This is a genomic window from Xanthomonas sp. LF02-5, from assembly GCF_034105325.1.
Lineage (GTDB): Bacteria > Pseudomonadota > Gammaproteobacteria > Xanthomonadales > Xanthomonadaceae > Xanthomonas_A > Xanthomonas_A sontii.
On sequence record NZ_JAXGGF010000004.1, the window covers coordinates 486,270 to 505,336 of the forward strand.

15 protein-coding genes, 5 tRNA genes and 2 pseudogenes are annotated in these 19,067 nt (G+C 68.7%); 17 read left to right on the forward strand and 5 right to left on the reverse strand.

The window, feature by feature from the left end:
* Positions 1–98 precede the first annotated feature (98 nt).
* From SLW52_RS13675 to SLW52_RS13690, 4 genes and pseudogenes are all read left to right on the forward strand, one after another.
* Entirely contained in the window at positions 99–605 is a 507-nt protein-coding gene (locus SLW52_RS13675; protein WP_017909496.1) for a DUF1249 domain-containing protein, read from the forward strand.
* A gap of 69 nt (positions 606–674) precedes the next feature.
* A complete protein-coding gene (locus tag SLW52_RS13680; protein WP_017909497.1) occupies positions 675–1,163 on the forward strand; it encodes an 8-oxo-dGTP diphosphatase in 489 nt (162 codons plus the stop codon).
* A 176-nt stretch (positions 1,164–1,339) separates the two neighbouring features.
* Positions 1,340–1,456: pseudogene (locus SLW52_RS13685) on the forward strand (7,8-dihydro-8-oxoguanine triphosphatase); the annotation flags it as partial.
* A 172-nt stretch (positions 1,457–1,628) separates the two neighbouring features.
* A pseudogene (locus tag SLW52_RS13690) lies at positions 1,629–1,745 on the forward strand (7,8-dihydro-8-oxoguanine triphosphatase); the annotation flags it as partial.
* 543 nt (positions 1,746–2,288) lie between these two features.
* Here the strand turns inward: SLW52_RS13690 and SLW52_RS13695 are convergent.
* Positions 2,289–3,047, reverse strand: coding sequence for a 3-hydroxybutyrate dehydrogenase (locus SLW52_RS13695; protein ID WP_267101936.1), 759 nt, complete (start codon positions 3,045–3,047; stop codon positions 2,289–2,291).
* 141 nt (positions 3,048–3,188) lie between these two features.
* Here SLW52_RS13695 and SLW52_RS13700 point away from each other — a divergent pair, with 141 nt between their 5' ends.
* From SLW52_RS13700 to SLW52_RS13725, 6 genes are read left to right on the forward strand one after another with little or no spacing between them, the layout of a single operon-like run.
* The gene (locus SLW52_RS13700; RefSeq protein ID WP_017909499.1) at positions 3,189–3,803 is read left to right on the forward strand and encodes a CDP-alcohol phosphatidyltransferase family protein; all 615 of its coding nucleotides are present in this window, start codon (positions 3,189–3,191) and stop codon (positions 3,801–3,803) included.
* 45 nt (positions 3,804–3,848) lie between these two features.
* The gene (phaE, locus tag SLW52_RS13705) at positions 3,849–4,970 is read left to right on the forward strand and encodes a class III poly(R)-hydroxyalkanoic acid synthase subunit PhaE (protein ID WP_043092075.1); all 1,122 of its coding nucleotides are present in this window, start codon (positions 3,849–3,851) and stop codon (positions 4,968–4,970) included.
* Positions 4,967–6,043 carry a class III poly(R)-hydroxyalkanoic acid synthase subunit PhaC gene (locus tag SLW52_RS13710; RefSeq protein ID WP_320740311.1) on the forward strand — a complete coding sequence of 359 codons (1,077 nt, stop codon included), beginning with the start codon at positions 4,967–4,969 and terminating at the stop codon, positions 6,041–6,043. The genes phaE and SLW52_RS13710 overlap by 4 nt, the downstream gene beginning before the upstream one ends.
* A gap of 58 nt (positions 6,044–6,101) precedes the next feature.
* Positions 6,102–6,470: a DUF5329 family protein gene (locus SLW52_RS13715; protein WP_052250737.1), complete on the forward strand. Its 369-nt coding sequence runs from the start codon at positions 6,102–6,104 to the stop codon at positions 6,468–6,470.
* A gap of 28 nt (positions 6,471–6,498) precedes the next feature.
* Positions 6,499–6,699 carry a PspC domain-containing protein gene (locus SLW52_RS13720; RefSeq protein WP_026144177.1) on the forward strand — a complete coding sequence of 67 codons (201 nt, stop codon included), beginning with the start codon at positions 6,499–6,501 and terminating at the stop codon, positions 6,697–6,699.
* Positions 6,696–7,151, forward strand: a complete 456-nt coding sequence (locus SLW52_RS13725) for a hypothetical protein (protein ID WP_320740310.1) — start codon at positions 6,696–6,698, stop codon at positions 7,149–7,151. Before SLW52_RS13720 ends, SLW52_RS13725 begins: the two co-directional genes overlap by 4 nt.
* A gap of 150 nt (positions 7,152–7,301) precedes the next feature.
* Here the strand turns inward: SLW52_RS13725 and SLW52_RS13730 are convergent, their stop codons facing one another.
* On the reverse strand, positions 7,302–8,513 hold the full coding sequence (locus tag SLW52_RS13730) for an FAD-dependent oxidoreductase (protein WP_267109504.1): 1,212 nt from the start codon (positions 8,511–8,513) through the stop codon (positions 7,302–7,304).
* A gap of 177 nt (positions 8,514–8,690) precedes the next feature.
* Here SLW52_RS13730 and SLW52_RS13735 point away from each other — a divergent pair, with 177 nt between their 5' ends.
* From SLW52_RS13735 to SLW52_RS13745, 3 genes are all read left to right on the forward strand, one after another.
* Entirely contained in the window at positions 8,691–8,906 is a 216-nt protein-coding gene (locus SLW52_RS13735) for a hypothetical protein (protein ID WP_017907884.1), read from the forward strand.
* Positions 8,907–8,981: 75 nt separating this feature from the next.
* Positions 8,982–10,616, forward strand: a complete 1,635-nt coding sequence (locus SLW52_RS13740; protein ID WP_148828217.1) for a hybrid sensor histidine kinase/response regulator — start codon at positions 8,982–8,984, stop codon at positions 10,614–10,616.
* Between the two features lie 96 nt (positions 10,617–10,712).
* Positions 10,713–13,076 carry a Tex family protein gene (locus SLW52_RS13745; protein WP_267098541.1) on the forward strand — a complete coding sequence of 788 codons (2,364 nt, stop codon included), beginning with the start codon at positions 10,713–10,715 and terminating at the stop codon, positions 13,074–13,076.
* A 79-nt stretch (positions 13,077–13,155) separates the two neighbouring features.
* On the opposite strand, the gene SLW52_RS13750 is transcribed toward SLW52_RS13745, so the two are convergent.
* From SLW52_RS13750 to SLW52_RS13760, 3 genes are all read right to left on the reverse strand, one after another.
* Positions 13,156–16,959 carry a PAS domain-containing protein gene (locus SLW52_RS13750; protein ID WP_320744248.1) on the reverse strand — a complete coding sequence of 1,268 codons (3,804 nt, stop codon included), beginning with the start codon at positions 16,957–16,959 and terminating at the stop codon, positions 13,156–13,158.
* A 159-nt stretch (positions 16,960–17,118) separates the two neighbouring features.
* A complete protein-coding gene (locus tag SLW52_RS13755) occupies positions 17,119–17,499 on the reverse strand; it encodes a response regulator (protein WP_043092069.1) in 381 nt (126 codons plus the stop codon).
* Positions 17,500–17,662: 163 nt separating this feature from the next.
* Positions 17,663–17,749 (reverse strand) — tRNA-Leu (locus SLW52_RS13760).
* Positions 17,750–18,181: 432 nt separating this feature from the next.
* Here SLW52_RS13760 and SLW52_RS13765 point away from each other — a divergent pair.
* The 4 genes from SLW52_RS13765 (at position 18,182) to SLW52_RS13780 (ending at position 18,689) form a co-directional block, all read left to right on the forward strand.
* Positions 18,182–18,257: transfer RNA gene (locus SLW52_RS13765), tRNA-Ala, on the forward strand.
* A 46-nt stretch (positions 18,258–18,303) separates the two neighbouring features.
* Positions 18,304–18,379: transfer RNA gene (locus SLW52_RS13770), tRNA-Glu, on the forward strand.
* 114 nt (positions 18,380–18,493) lie between these two features.
* Positions 18,494–18,569: transfer RNA gene (locus SLW52_RS13775), tRNA-Ala, on the forward strand.
* Between the two features lie 44 nt (positions 18,570–18,613).
* Positions 18,614–18,689: transfer RNA gene (locus SLW52_RS13780), tRNA-Glu, on the forward strand.
* The last annotated feature ends 378 nt before the right edge of the window (positions 18,690–19,067 follow it).

The following is a 19,067-nucleotide window of genomic DNA, read 5'->3' on the forward strand; positions in this document are numbered from 1 at the left end:
GGCATTTCCGCACGTCCTCGCAGGGATTTCCACGGTAGGCCGCTGGCGCCGATCCGTCAATGCTGCCGCCGGCGCGATCCAGCGTGTAGGATCGGTCCATGCAGCACGCCATGACCCGCAGCGAACGCATCCCCCGGCTCAGCCGTTTCGGCTGGCTGATGGGGCTGTACGCCGAGAACTATCTGCACCTGAACCGCCTGTTCGTGCCGGCCGACCTGGCCGCCGGCAGCTACGTGTCCAGCATCGGCGACGGCCTGGACCTGCGCCTGGACGTGATCGAGCGTCACCGCTACACCGTCGAACTGCGCCTGACCTACGATCTGTGCGACCCGCTGACCGGCGAGCCGGACCCGTCGGCCTACGTGCGCCTGTACCTGGACGCGCGCCAGGCCGAGACCACGCATTGCTATGTCGGCCGCCGCTGGCAGGACGTGATGGGGCTGTATCCGCCGCCGGCGGAACTGATCAGCCACCGCATGCGCATGAACACCTTCCTCGGCAAATGGCTGGAATACCTGGCCGAGCGCGGCCACGGCGTGGCCACGTTGCGGTCGGCGCCGCCGTTGCCGCGCGCGGCGCAGGACGCGGCGACGCCCGCCGTCTAGCCACAGGCTGGACCAGGCGACGGCGCGGTTACGGCATACTGCGCGCCCGTCGTCCTCTGCCTTCTCCGCATGCCTTACACCCCCATCGTCGCCACCTTGGGCTACGTGCTCTCGCCCGATCGAAGCCAGGTGCTGCTGGTCCATCGCAATGCCCGGCCCGGCGACCATCACCTGGGCAAGTACAACGGCCTGGGCGGCAAGGTGGAGGCGGACGAGGACGTCCTGGCCGGCATGCGCCGCGAGATCCTGGAAGAGGCCGGCATCACCTGCGAGGCGCTGCAGTTGCGCGGCACCATCAGCTGGCCGGGCTTCGGCAAGCACGGCGAGGACTGGCTGGGCTTCGTGTTCCTGATCGACGCCTACGCGGGCGAGCCGTTCGCCGAGAACGCCGAGGGCACGCTGGCCTGGGTGCCGATCGCGCAGATGGACACGCTGCCGCTGTGGGAGGGCGATCGCCATTTCCTGCCGCTGGTGTTCGACGGCGACCCGCGCCCGTTCCACGGGGTCATGCCATACCGCGACGGACGCATGCAATCCTGGCGCTACTCGCGGGTCTGACGCGCTAAGCCCCTCTCCCATCGGGAGAGGGGTTGGGGTGAGGGTACGGCGCGAAAGCGTCTCGCGGAATTTCGGGGGGGGGGGTGAGGGTACAGCGCGAAAGCGACGCGCGGAGTTTGGTTGCACCAGGCTTCGCCCGTACCCTCATCCGGCCCTTCGGGCCACCTTCTCCCGGCGGGAGAAGGAACAGCCTCTTCTTCCCGCTGGTGTTCGATGGCGATCCGCGCCCGTTCCACGGGGTCATGCCGTACCGCGACGGACGCATGCAGTCCTGTCGCGACTCGCGGGTCTGACGCGCTCGCGCTGCCCAAAAGCCCCTCTCCCATCGGGAGAGGGGTTGGGGTGAGGGTACGGCGCAAAAGCGACTCGAGAAGTTTGGGGGTCCGGCGCGAAAGCGACGCGCGATGTTTGGTTGCACCAGGCTCCGCCCGTACCCTCATCCGGCCCTTCGGGCCACCTTCTCCCGACGGGAGAAGGAACAGCCTCTTCTTGCCGCTGGTATTCGACGGCGACCCGCGCCCGTTCCGCGGGGTCATGCCATACCGCAACGGACGCATGCAGTCCTGGCGAGACTCGCGGGTCCGACACGCTCGCGCTGCCATCAAGCCCCTCTCCCGCCGGGAGAGGGGTTGGGGTGAGGGTACGGCGCGAAAGCGACTCGCGGAGTTTGCTGGCGGGTGAGGGTACGGCGCCAAGCTTGAGTGCACCAGCCTTCGCCCGTACCCTCATCCGGCCCTTCGGGCCACCTTCTCCCGGCGGGAGAAGGAACAGCCTCTGCCTTTCGCGTCGGCGGATGGGCGAGGGGCCGGAGGGGCCGGCGCGCCGCTCGGTCGAACGCTCGCGCGGCACCGCGTCCGTCTTGTCCACAGCGGCTGTGGATCGATCCTGCACAAGCCTGTGGGCAAACTGGCCAAGTCGCTGAAATGGCTGCCCGATTTTGCCGGGTGGCGAAAATTTCATCAGTCCCGGTCGCGCTTCTCCACAGCTGGTGTGGATGAAAGCGCACGAACGCTGTGGATAAGATGCCAGTGGCGTTGTGCCGCAACGGCCGCCGCCGCAATGGCGAAAATTTGACCAGTGTCGATCGCGCGATCCAGCAGGCGCACGTGCGCGCTTGCCGCAACGCTACTGCGCGGTCCAGCCGCCGTCGATGGCGATCGTCTGCGCGGTGATGTTGCGCGCCGCCGGCGAGGCCAGGAACGCCACACAGCCCGCCAGTTCGTCGTAGGCGATGAACACGCCCTTGGGCATCGGCTTGAGCATCACCTGGGCGATCACGTCGGCTTCGGAAATGCCGCGGGTGCGCGCCTGGTCGGCGATCTGCTTGTCCACCAGCGGCGTTTTCACGTAGCTGGGGCAGAGCGTGTTGATGGTGATGTCGGTGTCGGCGGTCTCCAGTGCGATCACCTTGGAGAAGCCGACCAGGCCGTGCTTGGCGGCGACGTAGGCGCTCTTGTACGGGCTGGCGACCAGCGAGTGGATGCTGCCGATGTTGACGATGCGGCCGAAGCCGCGTTCGCGCATGCCCGGCAGCACCGCCTGGGTCAGCCGGGCGACCCCGGTCAGCATCACCTCCACCAGCAGGCTCCACTTGTCCATCGGGAACTCCTGCAGCGGCGCCACATGCTGCAGCCCGGCGTTGTTGACCAGCACGTCCACCGGCCGGCTGACGGCCGCCAGCGCCGCGGCGATGCTGTCCGCACTGGCTACGTCCAGCGCCACCGCCTCGGCCGAGCCGCCGGCCTGGCGCACCTGCGCGGCGACCGTTTCGGCGGCCTGGAGATCGAGGTCGCTGACGACGATGTGGCGGCCGTCGGCGGCCAGTGCGTGGGCGATGCCGGCGCCGATGCCGCTGGCGGCGCCGGTGATCAGGACGGTCTGCATGGGGAGTACCTGCGCGGAGTGGGGGGCGATCAGCGTAGCAGCGCGCCGTGACGCCTGGCAGCGGCCGCTCGCCAGTGCGGCGGCGCCACGCTACCCTGTGCCGTCGCTCGCCGCTCACGCCGGATCCGCCACGTTATGCCGATGAAACGCCACTTCTCCATGCTGCGCGAGTTCCAGCTGGCCGACTGGTTCACCCTCGCCAACGCCTTCTGCGGCACCGGCGCGGTGTTCGCGGCGATGCGCTTCCTGCAGGACGGCCGCCGCAGCGACCTGCTGTTCGGCATGGCGCTGATCCCGCTGGCATTCGTGTTCGACGCGCTGGACGGGCGGGTGGCGCGCTGGCGCAAGTCGTCCTCGACCCTGGGCCGCGAGCTGGACTCGCTCGCCGACGTGATCTCCTTCGGCGTGGCCCCGGCCGCGCTGGCCTACGCCTGCGGCATGCAGGGCGGCTGGGACTGGCTGGTGCTGAGTTTCTTCGTCTGCTGCGGGGTCAGCCGCCTGGCCCGCTACAACGTCACCGCCGAGCAGATTGCCGGCGACGGCGACAAGGTGCCGTACTTCGAGGGCACGCCGATCCCGAGCAGCCTGGGCCTGGTGATCGTGCTGGCGATCGCTGCGCACTTGGGCCATATCGGCGACGCCTTGTGGTGGGGCGAGTGGCGGTTGGGACCGTGGCTGCTGCACCCGCTGGCGCTGCTGTTCGCGCTGTCCGGCTCGCTGATGATCAGCAAGACGCTACGCATCCCCAAGCCCTGATCGCAGCGGGTTGCTATCATCGCGGGCCAGGTCTGGAGAGTGGCGATGAAGGCTAGCGGCGGTGGCGCCGGCGATTTCGAGGCGATGACGCGGCAGTACTGGGACGCCTGGAGCGCCGCATTGCGCCAGGGCGCCGTGGCCCCCGCGTCGCCCGCGGCTGGCGATGGCGCCGGTTCCTGGCGCGAGGCGATCGCGGCCTGGAGCCAGTGGCTGCCGCGCGGCAGCGCGCCGCAGGCCGAGGACGCGCTTGCGCAGTTCCAGCAGCATGCCGGCGACTGGCTCGGCGCGATGCAGCAGGTGGCAGCGCAGTTCGCTGGCCGCGACGCCAGCAGTGCCGACGTCGCCGACGCCTGGAAGCGACAGGTACAGGGTCAACGCGAGCAGTTGCTGCAGTGGCTGCTGGGTGCGGTGCGCGGGGCCGGCCAGGCCGGGATCGACCCCTGGCTGCAGCAGGCGGCGCAGTGGCTGCAGGGCCTGCAACGCGACAGTGGCCCATGGTTGCAGATGCCCGGGTTCGGCCCGGCGCGCAACCACCAGGCGCGCTGGCGGGCGCTGGCCAAGGCCCAGCAGGACTATCAGGCGCAGTTGCAGGCCTATCTGGGACTGCTGCAGGGCGCCATCGACCGCGCCTTCGGCCTGTTCGAGGAGAAGCTGCGCGCGCACGAGGATCCGGGCCGGCAACTGACCAACGCGCGGGCGATGTTCGACCTGTGGATCGACGCGGCCGAGGAAGCGTATGCGGCCGCCGCGCTGTCGCCCGAGTTCCGCCAAGTCTACGCCGACGTCGCGAACGCGCAGATGCGCCTGCGCGCCCTGCTGCAGCGAGAGACCGAGCAGGTGTGCGAGCAGGTGGGCCTGCCCACGCGTACCGAACTAGATGCCGCGCATCGACGCATCGCCGACCTGGAACGGCGGCTGCGACGACTGGAGCGCGGCGAAGGGCAGGGCGCGACTGCCGCAGCCGGACCTGCACCGGTTGCCACGGCCCCGGCTGCGCCGCAGAAAACTCCCAGGAAGAGCGCGACCAGGCCGGCCCCTGCGCGGGCGGCAGCCGCCGCGCCCAAATCCAAATCCAAATCCAACGCCGCCAAGCCAGCGAAGGCCGCGCCCGCCGCCAAGCCGCGGCGGGCCGGGACCACGCCGGCGGCACGCCGGAGTCGCGCATGAAGGGACCGCTGAGTTTCAGCAGCGACGATCTGGTCCAGGAAACCCTGGAGCTGCAGCGCAAGCTGCTCGAAGGTCTGCGCGTGCTGCCGGGCCTGGACACGGTGGACTACGGCGCCACCGCGCGCCAGGAAGTGTGGCGCGACGGCAAGGTGGTGCTGTACCGCTTCGTCGGCGAACGCCCGCCCACCGCCAAGGTGCCGCTGCTGATCGTCTATGCCCTGGTCAACCGCCCGTACATGGTCGACCTGCAGGCCGACCGCTCGCTGGTGCAGGGACTGCTGGCGCTGGGCGAGGACGTCTATGTGCTTGACTGGGGCTACCCGGACCGCTCCGAGCGCTACCTGACGCTGGAGGACTACCTGCTGCGCTACATCGACGGCGCGGTGGACCACTTGCGCGCGGCCGGCGACGGCGCCCCGGTCAACATGCTCGGCATCTGCCAGGGCGGCACGTTCTCGCTGTGCTACGCGGCTTTGCAGCCGGAGAAGGTGCGCAACCTGATCACCATGGTCACCCCGGTGGATTTCCACACCCCGGACAACATGCTGTCCAACTGGGCGCGCCAGGTCGACGTCGACCTGTTCGTGGACACGCTGGGCAACGTGCCGGCGGACCTGATGAACGTCAGCTACCTGATGCTCAAGCCGTTCCGCCTGAACCTGCAGAAGTACGTCGGCCTGCTCGACATCCTCGACGATCCGCGGGCGCTGGAGGACTTCCTGCGCATGGAGAAATGGATCTTCGATTCGCCGGATCTGGCCGGCGAGACCTTCCGCGAGTTCGTCAAGCAGTTCTATCAGGACAACGCGCTGATGCACGGGCGCGCGCGCATCGGTGCGCACACGGTGGACCTGGGGCGGGTCACCATGCCGGTGCTCAACGTCTATGCCGAGCAGGACCACCTGGTGCCGCCGGACGCGTCGCGGGCGCTGCGCGGCGTGGTCGGCAGCCGCGACTACGCCGAACTGAGTTTCCGCGGCGGCCATATCGGTATCTACGTCTCCGGCCGCGCCCAACGCGAAGTGCCGGCGGCGCTGCATCAGTGGCTGGCCGAGCGCGATGGCGGGCACTGAGCGCCAGCGGCGACGCGTCGTGCCGCCAGGGGCGCGTCTTGCTGGCGTCGTGTTGGCGATGGCGCTGGCCTGGCTGAGCGTGGAGTGCGGCATCGCTGCGCCTGCGGCCGCGGCCGACCGTGAAATCCGCGGACTGCTGGCGGCGTTGCAGTCCTCGCCGTGCCGGTTCCAACGCAACGGGACCTGGTACTCCGGTCGCGAGGCCGAGGCGCATCTGCAGCGCAAGTATGCGGCACTGCGTTCGCGCGACCTGGTGGACAGCGCCGAGCAGTTCATCGCGCGCGGCGCCAGCCGCAGCAGCGTCAGCGGAAGCGCCTACCGTGTCGCCTGTCCTGGCCGGCCGGAGCAGGAGGCGGCGGCCTGGTTCGAGCAACAATTGGCGGCATTGCGCCGTCACGCCGCGCCCGCACCGGCGCGCGTAGAGTGAGCCGGCCGCCGTCGCTGGAGCCGCTGCCATGTCGCAACCCCGTTCGCTGTCGCGCTCGTTGAACGACCGCATGATCGCGGGCGTGATGGGCGGGATCGCCCACCGCTTCGGCTGGAATGCGACCCTGCTGCGGGTGCTGTACGTGGTCGGGTCGATCGTCTCGGCCGCCTTCCCCGGCATCCTGGTCTATCTGATCCTGTGGCTGCTGATTCCCAACGAAGCCGATTGACGCGGCCGCTGTCGCGGGTCTGGCGCCGTGCCGGCATCGTCGTCGGCGTCCTCTGGACCTCGCCGAACACTGTCCTGGGCATGCTCGTCGGGACCATCGCGCTGGCCTTCGGTGCGCGCCTGCGCTTCAGCCGGCGCGAACTGGCGCTGGTGTTCGAACGCGTGCCGATGCGGCCACGCGGGGCGATGACGCTGGGCAACGTGATCCTGCTCAGCGCAGACGATCTGGACGTGGCCTGCGCCACCTACGAACACGCTGCCGGTCGCTGCCGGCATCCTGCGGTACGGCTCGGCGACCACGAACGTGCGCACGTGCTGCAGTACATGCTGCTCGGGCCGCTGTTCCTGCCGGTGTACCTGGCCTGCGGCGGGGTCAGCGTGCGCAATCCATTGGAACGCGCCGCCGATCGCTATGCGCTGTACGGTCGGGGTTGGTGGCCGGGGACGGGTTGAGCGCGTGGCGTCCGCAAACCGCTGCTTTCGCAATGCACGACGTTGCCGCGCAGGAGCGGCTTCAGCCGCGACGGGCTTTCCCGGGAACGCCCCGGTCGCGGCTGAAGCCACTCGTACGGATATACCAGTGGCGCTTGTTGGTGGCTCGGGTCAGTCGAGCCGGGAAAAACCGAACAGGCGCTTGAGCGGGTGCGCATGCCGCTCGATCTGGGCGCGCAGCAGGCCGGCGCCGATCATGCTGTAGGTGATGCCGTTGCCGCCGTAGGCCATGGCGAACTGCACGCGCGGGCCGTGCTGCGGGTGCGGGCCGAAGAACGGCAGGCCGTCCTCGGTCTCGGCGAAGGTGCCGGCCCAGGCGAAGGTCGGCTGCAGCTCCAGTCCCGGCATCACCTTGGCGATCTTGCGCGACAGCGTGCGTGCCTTGCTGTCCACGCGCGCGTCGCGGCGCGCCGGCACGTCCACGCTGTCGTCCTCGCCGCCGGCGACGATGCGGCCGTTGCCGGTGCTGCGCAGGTACAGATACGGCCGCGCACTTTCCCAGATCATGGTGTCGCGCAATGGGCCGAGGACGGAAGGCTCGAGCGGGTCGCTGACGAAGGCGTAGCTGCTGCGGTTGCGGGCCACGCGTTGATCCAGCCAGTGCTGGTTGGCGTAGCCGGCGGCCATCACCACATGGCCGGCGCGCACCTGCGCGCCATGATCGGTGTGCAGGGTCACGCCGCGGCCAGTGACCACGATCCGCGCGATGCGGGTGCGGTCGTAGACGCCGACGCCGCGTCGGAAGGCGCGGCCGAGCAGGCGATAGGTGAGGCGGTACGGATCCACCCGTGCCGCCTGGTGGCTGAGGATCGCGCCGTGCGCCTGCAGGCCGTAGTCCGCGTCCAGCGTCTGCGCGTCCAGCCATTCCACGTCCAGGCCGTGTCGCGCGCGCACTTCCAGCTCTTCCAGCAGCACCCGCACGTGGCGGCGTTTGCTGGCGTAGTACAGGCTGTCGTTCCAGCCGAAGTCGACATCGCGCAGCGGCCGGACCAGGTCGCGCAACTGCTCCAGCGCCTGCGCGCAGGCGCCGTAGGCGAGGGCGGCGGCAGGTTCGCCATAGCGCTTGGCCAGATCGATCAGATGGGTGTCGATCTCGTACTGCAGCAGGGCGGTGCTGGCCGCGGTGCTGCCCCAGCCGATGTCGCGCTGCTCCAGGACCGTCACGGCATGCCCGTGCGCGCTCAGTTCTTCGGCGATCAAGGCGCCGGTGATACCGCCGCCGACGACCGCGACATCGCAGCGCACGTCGTCGCGCAGCTGCGGAAAGCTCTGCATCAGGCCGTTGCGGACCGACCAGAAGGGATAACCGCTCTTGAGATCCATGACGCCCCGGCGCAGAAAGGATGTGCGACTTAGGCGCAGGTCCGGTTAAGTCCGCGTGAGCCGCCGCGGACGTCATGTTCGGGCAAACAGCCGCGATTAATCTCGGTGCAGAAGTCCCTCACATGGCGCTGTGTATGGTGCGCGCCAGTTCCACGAATTCCCTGTAGAGGAAGCGTCATGTCGGTCGTTCTGTATATCGGTGGCAGCAAGGACGGAGAGAAGGGCGTCGTGCCCTACGGGTTCCGCAAGTCCATGAAGGAAACCGAGGCAGGCCCGGAGATCTATGTTGAGCGCGTGCTGGCATTGAGCGATCGGCAGGTGCGGATCATGGCGCTGGAGTCGCTGCAGGACGATATCGTGGTAGAACGCCTGCACAGGTATTATTCGCGTTGACGCCGGCGTGCGAACCCCGGTGTGGCCGCCCGCCTAGGCGGGCCAGCGACGGTTCGCATCGACCTGCCACCGACCATGCCCGCACCAGAAACCAGCAACACCTCGGCGCCGCCGACGACCGTCGACCCGAACGCCCCCACCGACATGTCCAACCAGCGCAGCGATATTTTCTTCGCTGCGGTGCAGACCACGCGCATGCCGATGATCGTGACCGATCCGCGGCAGCCGGACAATCCGATCATCTTCGTCAACCGCGCGTTCCTGGAAATGACCGGTTACGGTCGCGAGGAATTGATCGGCAATAACTGCCGCTTCCTGCAGGGGCCGGACACCGATCGCGAGACGGTGCGCAGCGTCCGCGACGCCATTACCTCGCATGACGAAGTGGCGGTGGAGATCCTCAACTACCGCAAGGACGGTTCCAGCTTCTGGAACGCGCTGTATATCTCTCCGGTGTATGACGACCGCGGCGAGCTGGTGTATTTCTTCGGTTCGCAGCTGGACGTCAGCCGCCGCCGCGATGCCGAGGACGCGCTGCGCCAGGCGCAGAAGATGGAGGCGCTGGGTCAGCTCACCGGCGGCATCGCGCACGACTTCAACAACCTGCTGCAGGTCATGTCCGGGTATCTGGAACTGATCGAGCACGCGGTCGAGAGCGACCCGCTGAATCCGTCGCTGCTGCGCAAGAGCGTGGACCGCGCACGCGATGCGGCTGGTCAGGCCGCACGCCTGACCCAGCAGCTGCTGGCGTTCGCGCGCAAGCAGAAGCTGGAAGGACGCGTGCTCAATCTCAATGCCCTGGTGGCCGGGATGAGCGATGTGGCCGAGCGCACGCTGGGCGACGGCATCGCGTTCTCGCTGGAACTGTCGCCGGACCTGCGCAACTGCCGGATCGACCCGACACAGGCCGAAGTGGCGCTGCTCAACATCCTGATCAATGCGCGCGATGCGATGGCCGACCAGGCGGCGCCGCGTCTGGTGATCCAGACCCGCAACGTCTCGGTGCGCGCGGACGAACCCACCACCTACGACAACCTGCTGCCTGGCCACTACGTGTGCGTGTCGATCACCGACAACGGCAGCGGCATGCCGCCGGAGGTGCTGGCGCGCGTGCTGGATCCGTTCTTCACCACCAAGGAAGAGGGCAAGGGCACCGGCCTGGGTCTGTCCATGGTCTACGGCTTCGCCAAGCAGTCCGGCGGTGCGGTGCGCCTGTATTCGGAGGAGGGCCACGGCACCACCGTGCGCCTGTACTTCCCGATCGACGACAACGTCGAGAACATGGCCCCGCGCGATTCGCGCACGCGCCGTCCGTTCGATCGCCAAGGCGACGAGACCATCCTGATCGTCGAGGACCGGCCGGACATCGCCGAACTGGCGCGGCTGTTCCTGGGCGACCAGGGCTATGCCACGCACGTGGTGTACAACGCGCGCGAGGCGCTGGAGCTGCTCGACACCGGCGTGCACGTGGACCTGCTGTATTCGGACCTGATCATGCCCGGCGGCCTCAACGGGGTGATGCTGGCGCGCGAGGCGCGGCGGCGCCGGCCCAAGATCAAGGTGCTGCTGACCACCGGCTATGCCGAGTCCTCGATCGAGCGTACCGATGCCGGCGGCAACGAGTTCGAGGTGCTGGCCAAGCCGTACAACCGCCAGGAACTGATCCGCAAGGTGCGCATGGTGCTGGACGGGCCGAACGGCGTCACCTGACGCCGCCAGCTTGGCGCGCGCCTGTCAACGGGTTCCCCGGCGGCGCGCGCACTGCGAAAATGCGGGTTTTCCGCAAGGCGGCTTCGGCCGGACGCAATGCACGACACTCAGCTCGCCCAGCAGATCGCCAACACCATCGCCGCCGAGATCGGCGCGCAGCCGGCGCAGGCGCGCGCCGCCATCGCCTTGCTCGACGAGGGTGCCAGCGTCCCGTTCATCGCACGCTACCGCAAGGAAGTCACCGGCGGGCTCGACGACACCCAGTTGCGCAACCTGGAAGTGCGCCTGACCTATCTGCGCGAACTGGAAGAGCGCCGCGCCGCGGTGCTCGCCAGCATCGCCGAGCAGGGCAAGCTCAGCGACGAACTGCGTGCGGAGATCGTCGCAGCCGACACCAAGTCGCGACTGGAAGACCTGTACCTGCCATACAAGCCCAAGCGGCGCACGCGCGCGCAGATCGCCCGCGAGGCCGGGCTGGAACCGCTCGCCGATGGCCTGCTGGCCGATCCGAGCCAGGTGCCGGAAACCTTCGCCGCCGGCTTCGTCGATGCCGACAGGGGCGTGGCCGACGTCAAGGCCGCGCTGGAAGGCGCGCGCGCGATCCTGATGGAGCGCTGGGGCGAGGATGCCGCACTGGTCGGCGAACTGCGCACCTGGCTGGGCGAGGTGGGCGTCATCCGCGCCCGCGTGGCCGAGGGCAAGGAGCAGGAAGGCGCCAAGTACCGCGACTACTTCGATCACGCCGAAGCACTGGCCAAGATTCCTTCGCACCGATTGCTGGCGCTGTTCCGCGCGCGCCGCGAGGAGATCGTGTATCTGGAACTGGATCCCGGCAGCGAGGCCGAAGCCGGCCACCAGTACGCCGAAGGCCGCGTCGCGCTGCGCGCCGGCATCGCCAACCAGGGCCGCCCGGGCGACCGCTGGCTGCTGGATGCCTGTCGCCTGACCTGGCGCGCCAAGCTGCACATGCACCTGCTGCTGGATCTGTTCAACCAGGCGCGCGAAAAGGCCGAGGCCGAGGCGATCGCGGTGTTCGGCGACAACCTGCAGGATCTGATGCTGGCGGCGCCGGCCGGGCCGCGCGTGACCCTGGGCCTGGACCCGGGCATCCGTACCGGTTGCAAGATCGCGGTGGTCGACGCCACCGGCAAGTTGCTGGCCACCGACACCATCTATCCGCACGAGCCGCGCCGGCAGTGGGATCAGTCGCTGCACACGCTGCGGCAGCTGTGCACGCAGCATGGCGTGGAGCTGATCGCAATCGGCAACGGCACCGCCAGCCGCGAGACCGACAAGCTGGCCGCAGACCTGATCAAGCAGAACCCGCAGCTGAAGCTGGAAAAGATCGTGGTCAGCGAGGCCGGCGCCTCGGTGTATTCGGCGTCCGAGTTCGCCGCCAAGGAGTTCCCGCAGCTCGACGTGTCGCTGCGCGGCGCGGTGTCGATCGCGCGGCGCCTGCAGGATCCGCTGGCGGAACTGGTCAAGATCGAGCCCAAGGCGATCGGCGTGGGCCAGTACCAGCACGACGTCGACCAGTATCGCCTGGCGCGGGCGCTGGACGCCAGGGTGGAGGACTGCGTGAACGCGGTCGGCGTGTACGTCAACACCGCCTCGGCGGCGCTGCTGTCGCGCGTGTCCGGGCTGTCGTCGAGCGTGGCCGAGAACATCGTGCGCCACCGCGACGACAACGGCCCGTTCAAGCGCCGCAAGGACCTGCTCAAGGTGCCGCGGCTGGGCGACAAGACGTTCGAACAATGCGCCGGCTTCCTGCGCATCGCCGATGGCGAGGAGCCGCTGGACGCTTCGGCGGTGCACCCGGAAGCCTATCCGGTGGTGGAGCGCATCGTCGGTGCCACCGGCAAGCCGATCAAGGCGCTGATCGGCGATGGCGGCTTCCTGCGCGGCCTCAAGCCGGACCAGTTCACCGACGAGAAGTTCGGCCTGCCGACGGTGCGCGACATCCTCAAGGAACTGGAAAAGCCGGGCCGCGACCCGCGCCCGGAGTTCAAGGCGGCGCGCTTCGCCGACGGCGTGGAGGACATCAAGGACCTCAAGCCGGGCATGGTGCTGGAAGGCGTGGTCAGCAACGTCGCCGCCTTCGGCGCGTTCGTCGACATCGGCGTGCATCAGGATGGCCTGGTGCACATCTCCGCGCTCTCGGACAGCTACGTCAAGGATCCGCGCGACGTGGTCAAGGCCGGCGACATCGTCAAGGTCAAGGTGCTGGAAGTGGACGTGGCGCGCAAGCGCATCGCGCTGACCCGGCGCCTGGACGACACGCCGGCGCCGGCGCGTCCGACCGACCGCGACCGCGACGCACGTGGCGCCGGCGGCCCGCCGCGGCGCGAGCGCGACGGGCGTGGCAATGCGGGCGGCGGCAATGCCAAGCCGCGGCCGGCTGCCGCGGCGCCGGTCAACAGCGCGCTGGCCGACGCGTTCGCGCGCGCCAAGCGCAGCTGAGGTTCCAGCAGAAAAAATCCGGCGCGCTCGCGCCGGTGCATCCAGTGCCGGCCACACGGTGCGGCCGCGCAGCGCCGACTCAGGCCGATTCGGCGCTTTGGCTCTGGTCGGTGGCGAGCGCGGCCGGTGCCGGCGCCACCAGCGATGCGGCCAGCCCGAGCAGCTTGACCGGATCCACCGGCTTGCCCAGGTGCGCATCGAAGCCGGCCTCCAGGGCCAGCGCGCGATCCTCGCTGCGCACGTAGGCGGTCAGCGCGATGGCCGGGATGCGGCTGGCCGCGCCGGCGCCACGGGCGCGGATGCTGCGGATCAGGCTGTGGCCGTCGCGGCGCGGCATGCCGACGTCGCTGACCAGCAGCGCATACGGCCGTTCGCGCAGCAGCGCTTCGGCATCGTCGGCGCAGACCGCGGCCTCGACCACGGCGCCGGCTTCCTGCAGGAAGCGCTGGGTGACACCCCGCGAATCCATGTCGTCGTCCACCACTAGCACGCGCACGCCATCCAGGCGAATGCCGTCACGCCGCAGCATGCTGCCGGACAGCGCGGCGTCGTTGCCACGGCGGATCGGATCCAGGCTCTGCACGTCGTTGCGCGGCAGTAGCAGGGTGAAGGTTGCGCCGAGGCCGACGCCGTCGCTGCTGACCGACAACTGTCCCTGATGCAGTTCGGCCAGCTGCTTGGCGATCGCCAGGCCCAGGCCGAGGCCGCCAGCGCTGCGCGTGCTGCTGGCGTCGGCCTGGCGGAAGCGGTCGAACACGTGCGGCAGGAACGCCGGGTCGATGCCGATGCCGGTATCGCCGACGGCGATGCGGACGTGGGTGCTGGTGCTGTCCAGGGTCACCGTGACCGTGCCGGCGCTGGGGGTGAACTTGATGGCGTTGCCGATCAGATTGGTCAGCACCTGCTGCAGCCGCACCCGATCGCCCAGATAGGGCAGGGCGGTCGCTTCGTCGGCGACCAGCACGATGTCGATGCCCTTGTTCTGCGCGCCGGGGCGCGCCGCATCGATGGTCTCGCTGAGCAGTGCGCGCAGGTCCAACTCGCCGGCCTCCAGGCGGACCTTGCCGGACAGGATGGCGCTCATGTCCAACAGGTCGTCGATGATCTGCGCCTGCGAATGCGCGCTGCGCTCGATCACCTCCAGGCCCTTGGTCAGGTCCTTCTGGCGCACCGCATCGTCCTGCATCAGCCGCGACCAGCCCAGGATCGCGTTCAGCGGCGTGCGCAGCTCGTGGCTGAGCGTGGCCAGGAACTCGTCCTTCATGCGGCTGGCGCGTTCGGCCTCGCTGCGCGCGCTCTGCTCGGCGGCGAGCAGTTGCTGCAGGCGCAGGTCGGTGCCGCGGCGCTCGATGATGATGCCGGCCAGGTGCGAGGCGGAGCGCGCAAGATCCTGTTCGTGCGGGTTGGGGTAATGCACGAACGGGTAGTACAGCGCGACCACGCCCAGCACTTCGCCGTCGCTGGCCAGGATCGGCGTCGAGCAGCAGGCGACGATGTCCGCCTCCAGGGCGGTCGCCAGATACGCCTGCCAATGCGGGTTCACCCGCACGTCGCTGCACAGCACCTGCCGGCGCAGGTAGGCCGCGCGCCCGCAGCAGCCGGTGTTGGGGTCGATCGGCAGGCGCTGCACCGCCTTGCGGAAGGCGGGCGGCATGCTCGGCGCGGCGCCTTCCAGCAGGCACTGGCGGTGCTCGTCGACCAGCATGATGGTGCAGCGCAGGCCGACATCGCTCTGCGACTCGATGCCGCGCGCGATCGCCTCCAGCACCGTGCTCAGCGGCTTGCCGGTGGTGATCATCTCCAGCGCCGCACGCTCGGCGGTGGTGGCATTCTCGATGCGCTTGCGCTCGGCGATGTCCAGCAGCGAGCCGATGAAGCCCAGGAACTGGCCGGACGAACTGAAGCGCGGCGTGGCGGTGTCCACGCACCAGCGGTACTCGCCGTCGTGGCGGCGCAGGCGGTATTCCACGGTGTAGGCGCGGCGGTCGGCGCAGGCGCGCGCGAGGGTGCGGCCGACCGTGGCCAGGTCGTCGGCATGGATCATTTCCTGCCAGCCGCTGCCCAGCGCCTCCTGCTCGCTCTGCCCGGTGAACAGATACCACTGGCGGCTGATGTATTCGCAGTCGCCGTCGGCATCGGACATCCAGATCATCACCGGCGCGTTGTCGCACAGCTGGCGGAAGCGCAGTTCGCTTTCCTGCAGGCGCTGCTCGACCAGACGGCGGTCGTGGATGTCGGTGTTGGTGCCGATCCAGCGCACGATGCGGCCGCTGTCGTCGCGGATCGGCAGGGCGCGGCCGAGATGCCAGCGGTATTCGCCGTCGTGGCGGCGCAGCGGGTACTCGATCTCGTACGGCTTGCCGCTGCGCAGCGCTTCCGGCCACACCTCCATCACCCGCGCCAGGCCTTCCTCGGTGTGCACATGGCGCCAGCTGTCGTAGCCGGCCTCGCCGACCGGCAGCCCGGTGTACTCGTACCAGCGGCGGTTGAAGTAGTCGACGTGGCCGTCGGGCATGGCGGTGAACACGATCTGCGGCATCGCATCGGCCAGTTCGCTCAGGCGCGCGGCACTGCTGGCCAGTGCGCTTTGCGCGCCCGCGCGTTGCATCGATTCCCAGCAGCGCGCCGCCACCAGCCGCACCAGCTCGATCTCGGCCGAGGTCCACACGCGCGGCTGGGCCTGGTGCACGCCGATCGCGGCCACCAGGCGGCCGGCCTTGTGCAGCGGTGCGGTCAGCACGGCGCGCATGCCTAGACGACGGTAGTTCTGGTCGTCCAGGCGCATCGGCGGCTGGTGGGTCTCGGTGTCCTGCACCACCCACGGCCGGTTTTCGCGCATGCAGTCCAGCAGGTCGCTGCCGAAATCGCTGAAGCGCGAGCGCCCGGTCAGGTGCGAGGCGCCGTCGACGTAGTCGGCGCGCACGTCGAACTCGTCCTCGTCGGCCTCGACGATCGCGTAGGCGCAGCGATTGGCGCCGAGGTGCTGGCCGAGCAGGGCGGCACCGGTCTCGCAGATGGCTTCGGTGCTGTGCAGGTTCTGCAGGGTGTCCTCGAGCATCAGCAGGAAGCTGTCGTGCGCCTGCGCGCGCGCCTGTTCGGTGCGGTCGATGCCATGCACCAGGATTCCGCTGACCCGGCCCTCGGCGTCGTGCATCGGCTGGTACACGCATTCCAGCGTGGTGTCCGAGGTCGCTTCGTGCGGACTGCGGCACAGCTGGAAGGTCATCGACTCGTCGATGAATGGCACGCCGCTGGTGCGGACGTTGTCGAGCAGGCCAATGACGCCCTGATGCTGGATTTCGGGGATGGCCTCGGTCAGCGGCCGGCCGACCACCTCGCGCGGTCCGACCAGCTGCTGGTAGCGCCGGTTGACGGTCTCGATCACGTAATCCGGGCCGCGCAGGATCGCCAGCGCCGCCGGCGACTGCTCGAAGGCATCGGCCATCTGCGCACGTTGCGCGTCCAGCGCCTTCAGCAGCGTGTCGCGTTCGCGCGCCAGGGTGATCCGCGCCGTATCCTCGGTGCACACGCACAGCACGCCGGCGATGCGGCCCTCGTCGTCGAACAGCGGGCTGTAGGAGAAGGTGAAATACACCTGCTCGCCGTAGCCGTTGCGCATCATCGTCAACGGAATATGTTCGTTCCAGGTCGATTCGCCGCTGGCCATCACCTGGTCGGCCTGCGCCCGCACCTCGGGCCACACGTCCGGCCATACCTCTTCCATCGGCCGCGCGAACCCTTGCGGGTGCCGCAACCCGAGGATCGGCACGTAAGCGTCGTTGTACAGGTTGAACTGGCGCTCGCCCCAACGCACCGCCATCGGGAACCGCGAGTTCAGGCAGATCGACAGCGCCGTGAGCAGGCTCCGCGGCCAGTGCTCCATCGGGCCCAGTTCGTGCTCACGCCAATCGATGGCGCGCAGCAAGGCCCCCGTGGCGCTGCCGGCGGGAAACCGGACAGGAGGCGGCGAACAGTCCTTGGCGTTGATGGCGGAGTTCCTCGAAGCGTTCCCGCCAGGCGGCGGGCTTACGGCCGAGGATTCTCAGGGGCGCGTGGTCGTCTTGGCGTGAGCGTCCTGCAAGGCCTTGATCAGCTGCTCGGACAGGTAGGGCTTGGTCAGTACCACACCGGCGGCAAAACCGGGAGGGAGCGCGTCGGCGGCCACGCCGGTGGCGAGCACGAAGGGGGTGCCACGTTCGCTGAGCGCCCGGGCCACCGGTTCGCTGGTCTCGCCGGCGGAGAGGCGGAAGTCGAGCACCGCCCGGTCCGGGCGCTCGCTGTCGATCAGCGCAAGGGCCTGCTGCACGGATGCGGCAATGCCGACCACCTCGGCACCGGCCTGGGCAAGCTGCAACTCAAGCAGCGTGGCGTTCATCTCGTCGTTCTCGACCACCAGGATACGCAGGCCCCGCAATGCCGACATCGCTTGCTCGTTAAGGTTTGGGAACGGAAAGTATAGCGGGACCGTCACTGCCACCGCCTAGACAAACGGGCGCAGGAAGATGAAGCGTTTACCTGTGATCGACGCCGACGTGCGCCGCGGCGGTCGCGCAAAAAACAAACGGCAGCCGAAGCTGCCGTAGTCCTGGTGCCGAAGGTGGGACTCGAACCCACACGCTTTTAAGGGCGGCGGATTTTGAGTCCGCTGCGTCTACCGATTCCGCCACTTCGGCGCGGCCGCGGAGTATAGCCGACAGTTCGGCCGCGCCGCCAGCGCATCTGTATTTGCCGTCGTTGGAGGAGGCGGGGGGAATGGCAGTGGCCATGGGTACTTCCCGAGCACATCTCTCTATGTGCGTCGCACGTTAGGCGAAGCATTCGGTTGCTGCCGACCGCGCAAGGGGCGCGCAAATCCACCCGTTGTGCCGATATCGGCAATCATCGACACGAGTGGCGGAGGGCTGCGGAGGCGGATTGGGGCCGTGTGCGGCGAGTTCCGCAGGTCGCCTCCATCGTTGGACGTGAGGCGCAGACGTCGCGCAATGCAGGCGTGCGCGCGGATGCAGCCGGTCGTGGCGAGGGCGTGTGCGGCGTCGCGAACGTTCCGAAAAAAACGCTTGCGTGTGCCGATCACGATCGTTAATATTCCGCTCCTCGCAGCACGTGGGGCCATAGCTCAGCTGGGAGAGCGCTTGCATGGCATGCAAGAGGTCGCCGGTTCGATCCCGGCTGGCTCCACCAACTTTTCGGACATAGGCCGTCCGCAAAGGCGACATCGGTACACAGCGTCCCCATCGTCTAGAGGCCTAGGACATCACCCTTTCACGGTGGCGACCGGGGTTCGAATCCCCGTGGGGACGCCATTTTTCGCAGGAATTCCTCGCGCGCATCCGGGTTCGGCTCTGCCGAACGCACTGAGTGCGGGGTTTGTACATCGGAAGAAAGTCGGGTAAGATTCCGCTTCTGCCAGTACACGTGGGGCCATAGCTCAGCTGGGAGAGCGCTTGCATGGCATGCAAGAGGTCGCCGGTTCGATCCCGGCTGGCTCCACCAACTTTTCGGACATAGGCCGTCCGCAAAGCAACATCGTTATCCGCGTCCCCATCGTCTAGAGGCCTAGGACATCACCCTTTCACGGTGGCGACCGGGGTTCGAATCCCCGTGGGGACGCCACTTTCGAAAACACCCGGCACTGCCGGGTGTTTTTTTATGCGTGCGGTGGCCGTGTGCGGCGGCTGCGAGATGCGGCAAGCATGCGCTGGAAGCCGAGTGGATCGCTGGCTTCTTCGAGCGAGTGGTGCTGCTGTTCCTTGTCTGCCTGCATCCAGGATGTGCGAGGGCGCCCGTACCCTCACCCCAACCCCTCTCCCGAGGGGAGAGGGGCTTTGGCTGCTCCCTTCTCCCTCCGGGAGAAGGTGCCCCGCAGGGGCGGATGAGGGTCCGGGCGTCGCCTCGCATGGCCAGATTGGTGCAGGCGCTGTGCGCCCCGTATCCTCACCCCAACCCCTCTCCCGGAGGGAGAGGGGCTGGGTGGGGCTGGTGCTGCATCGC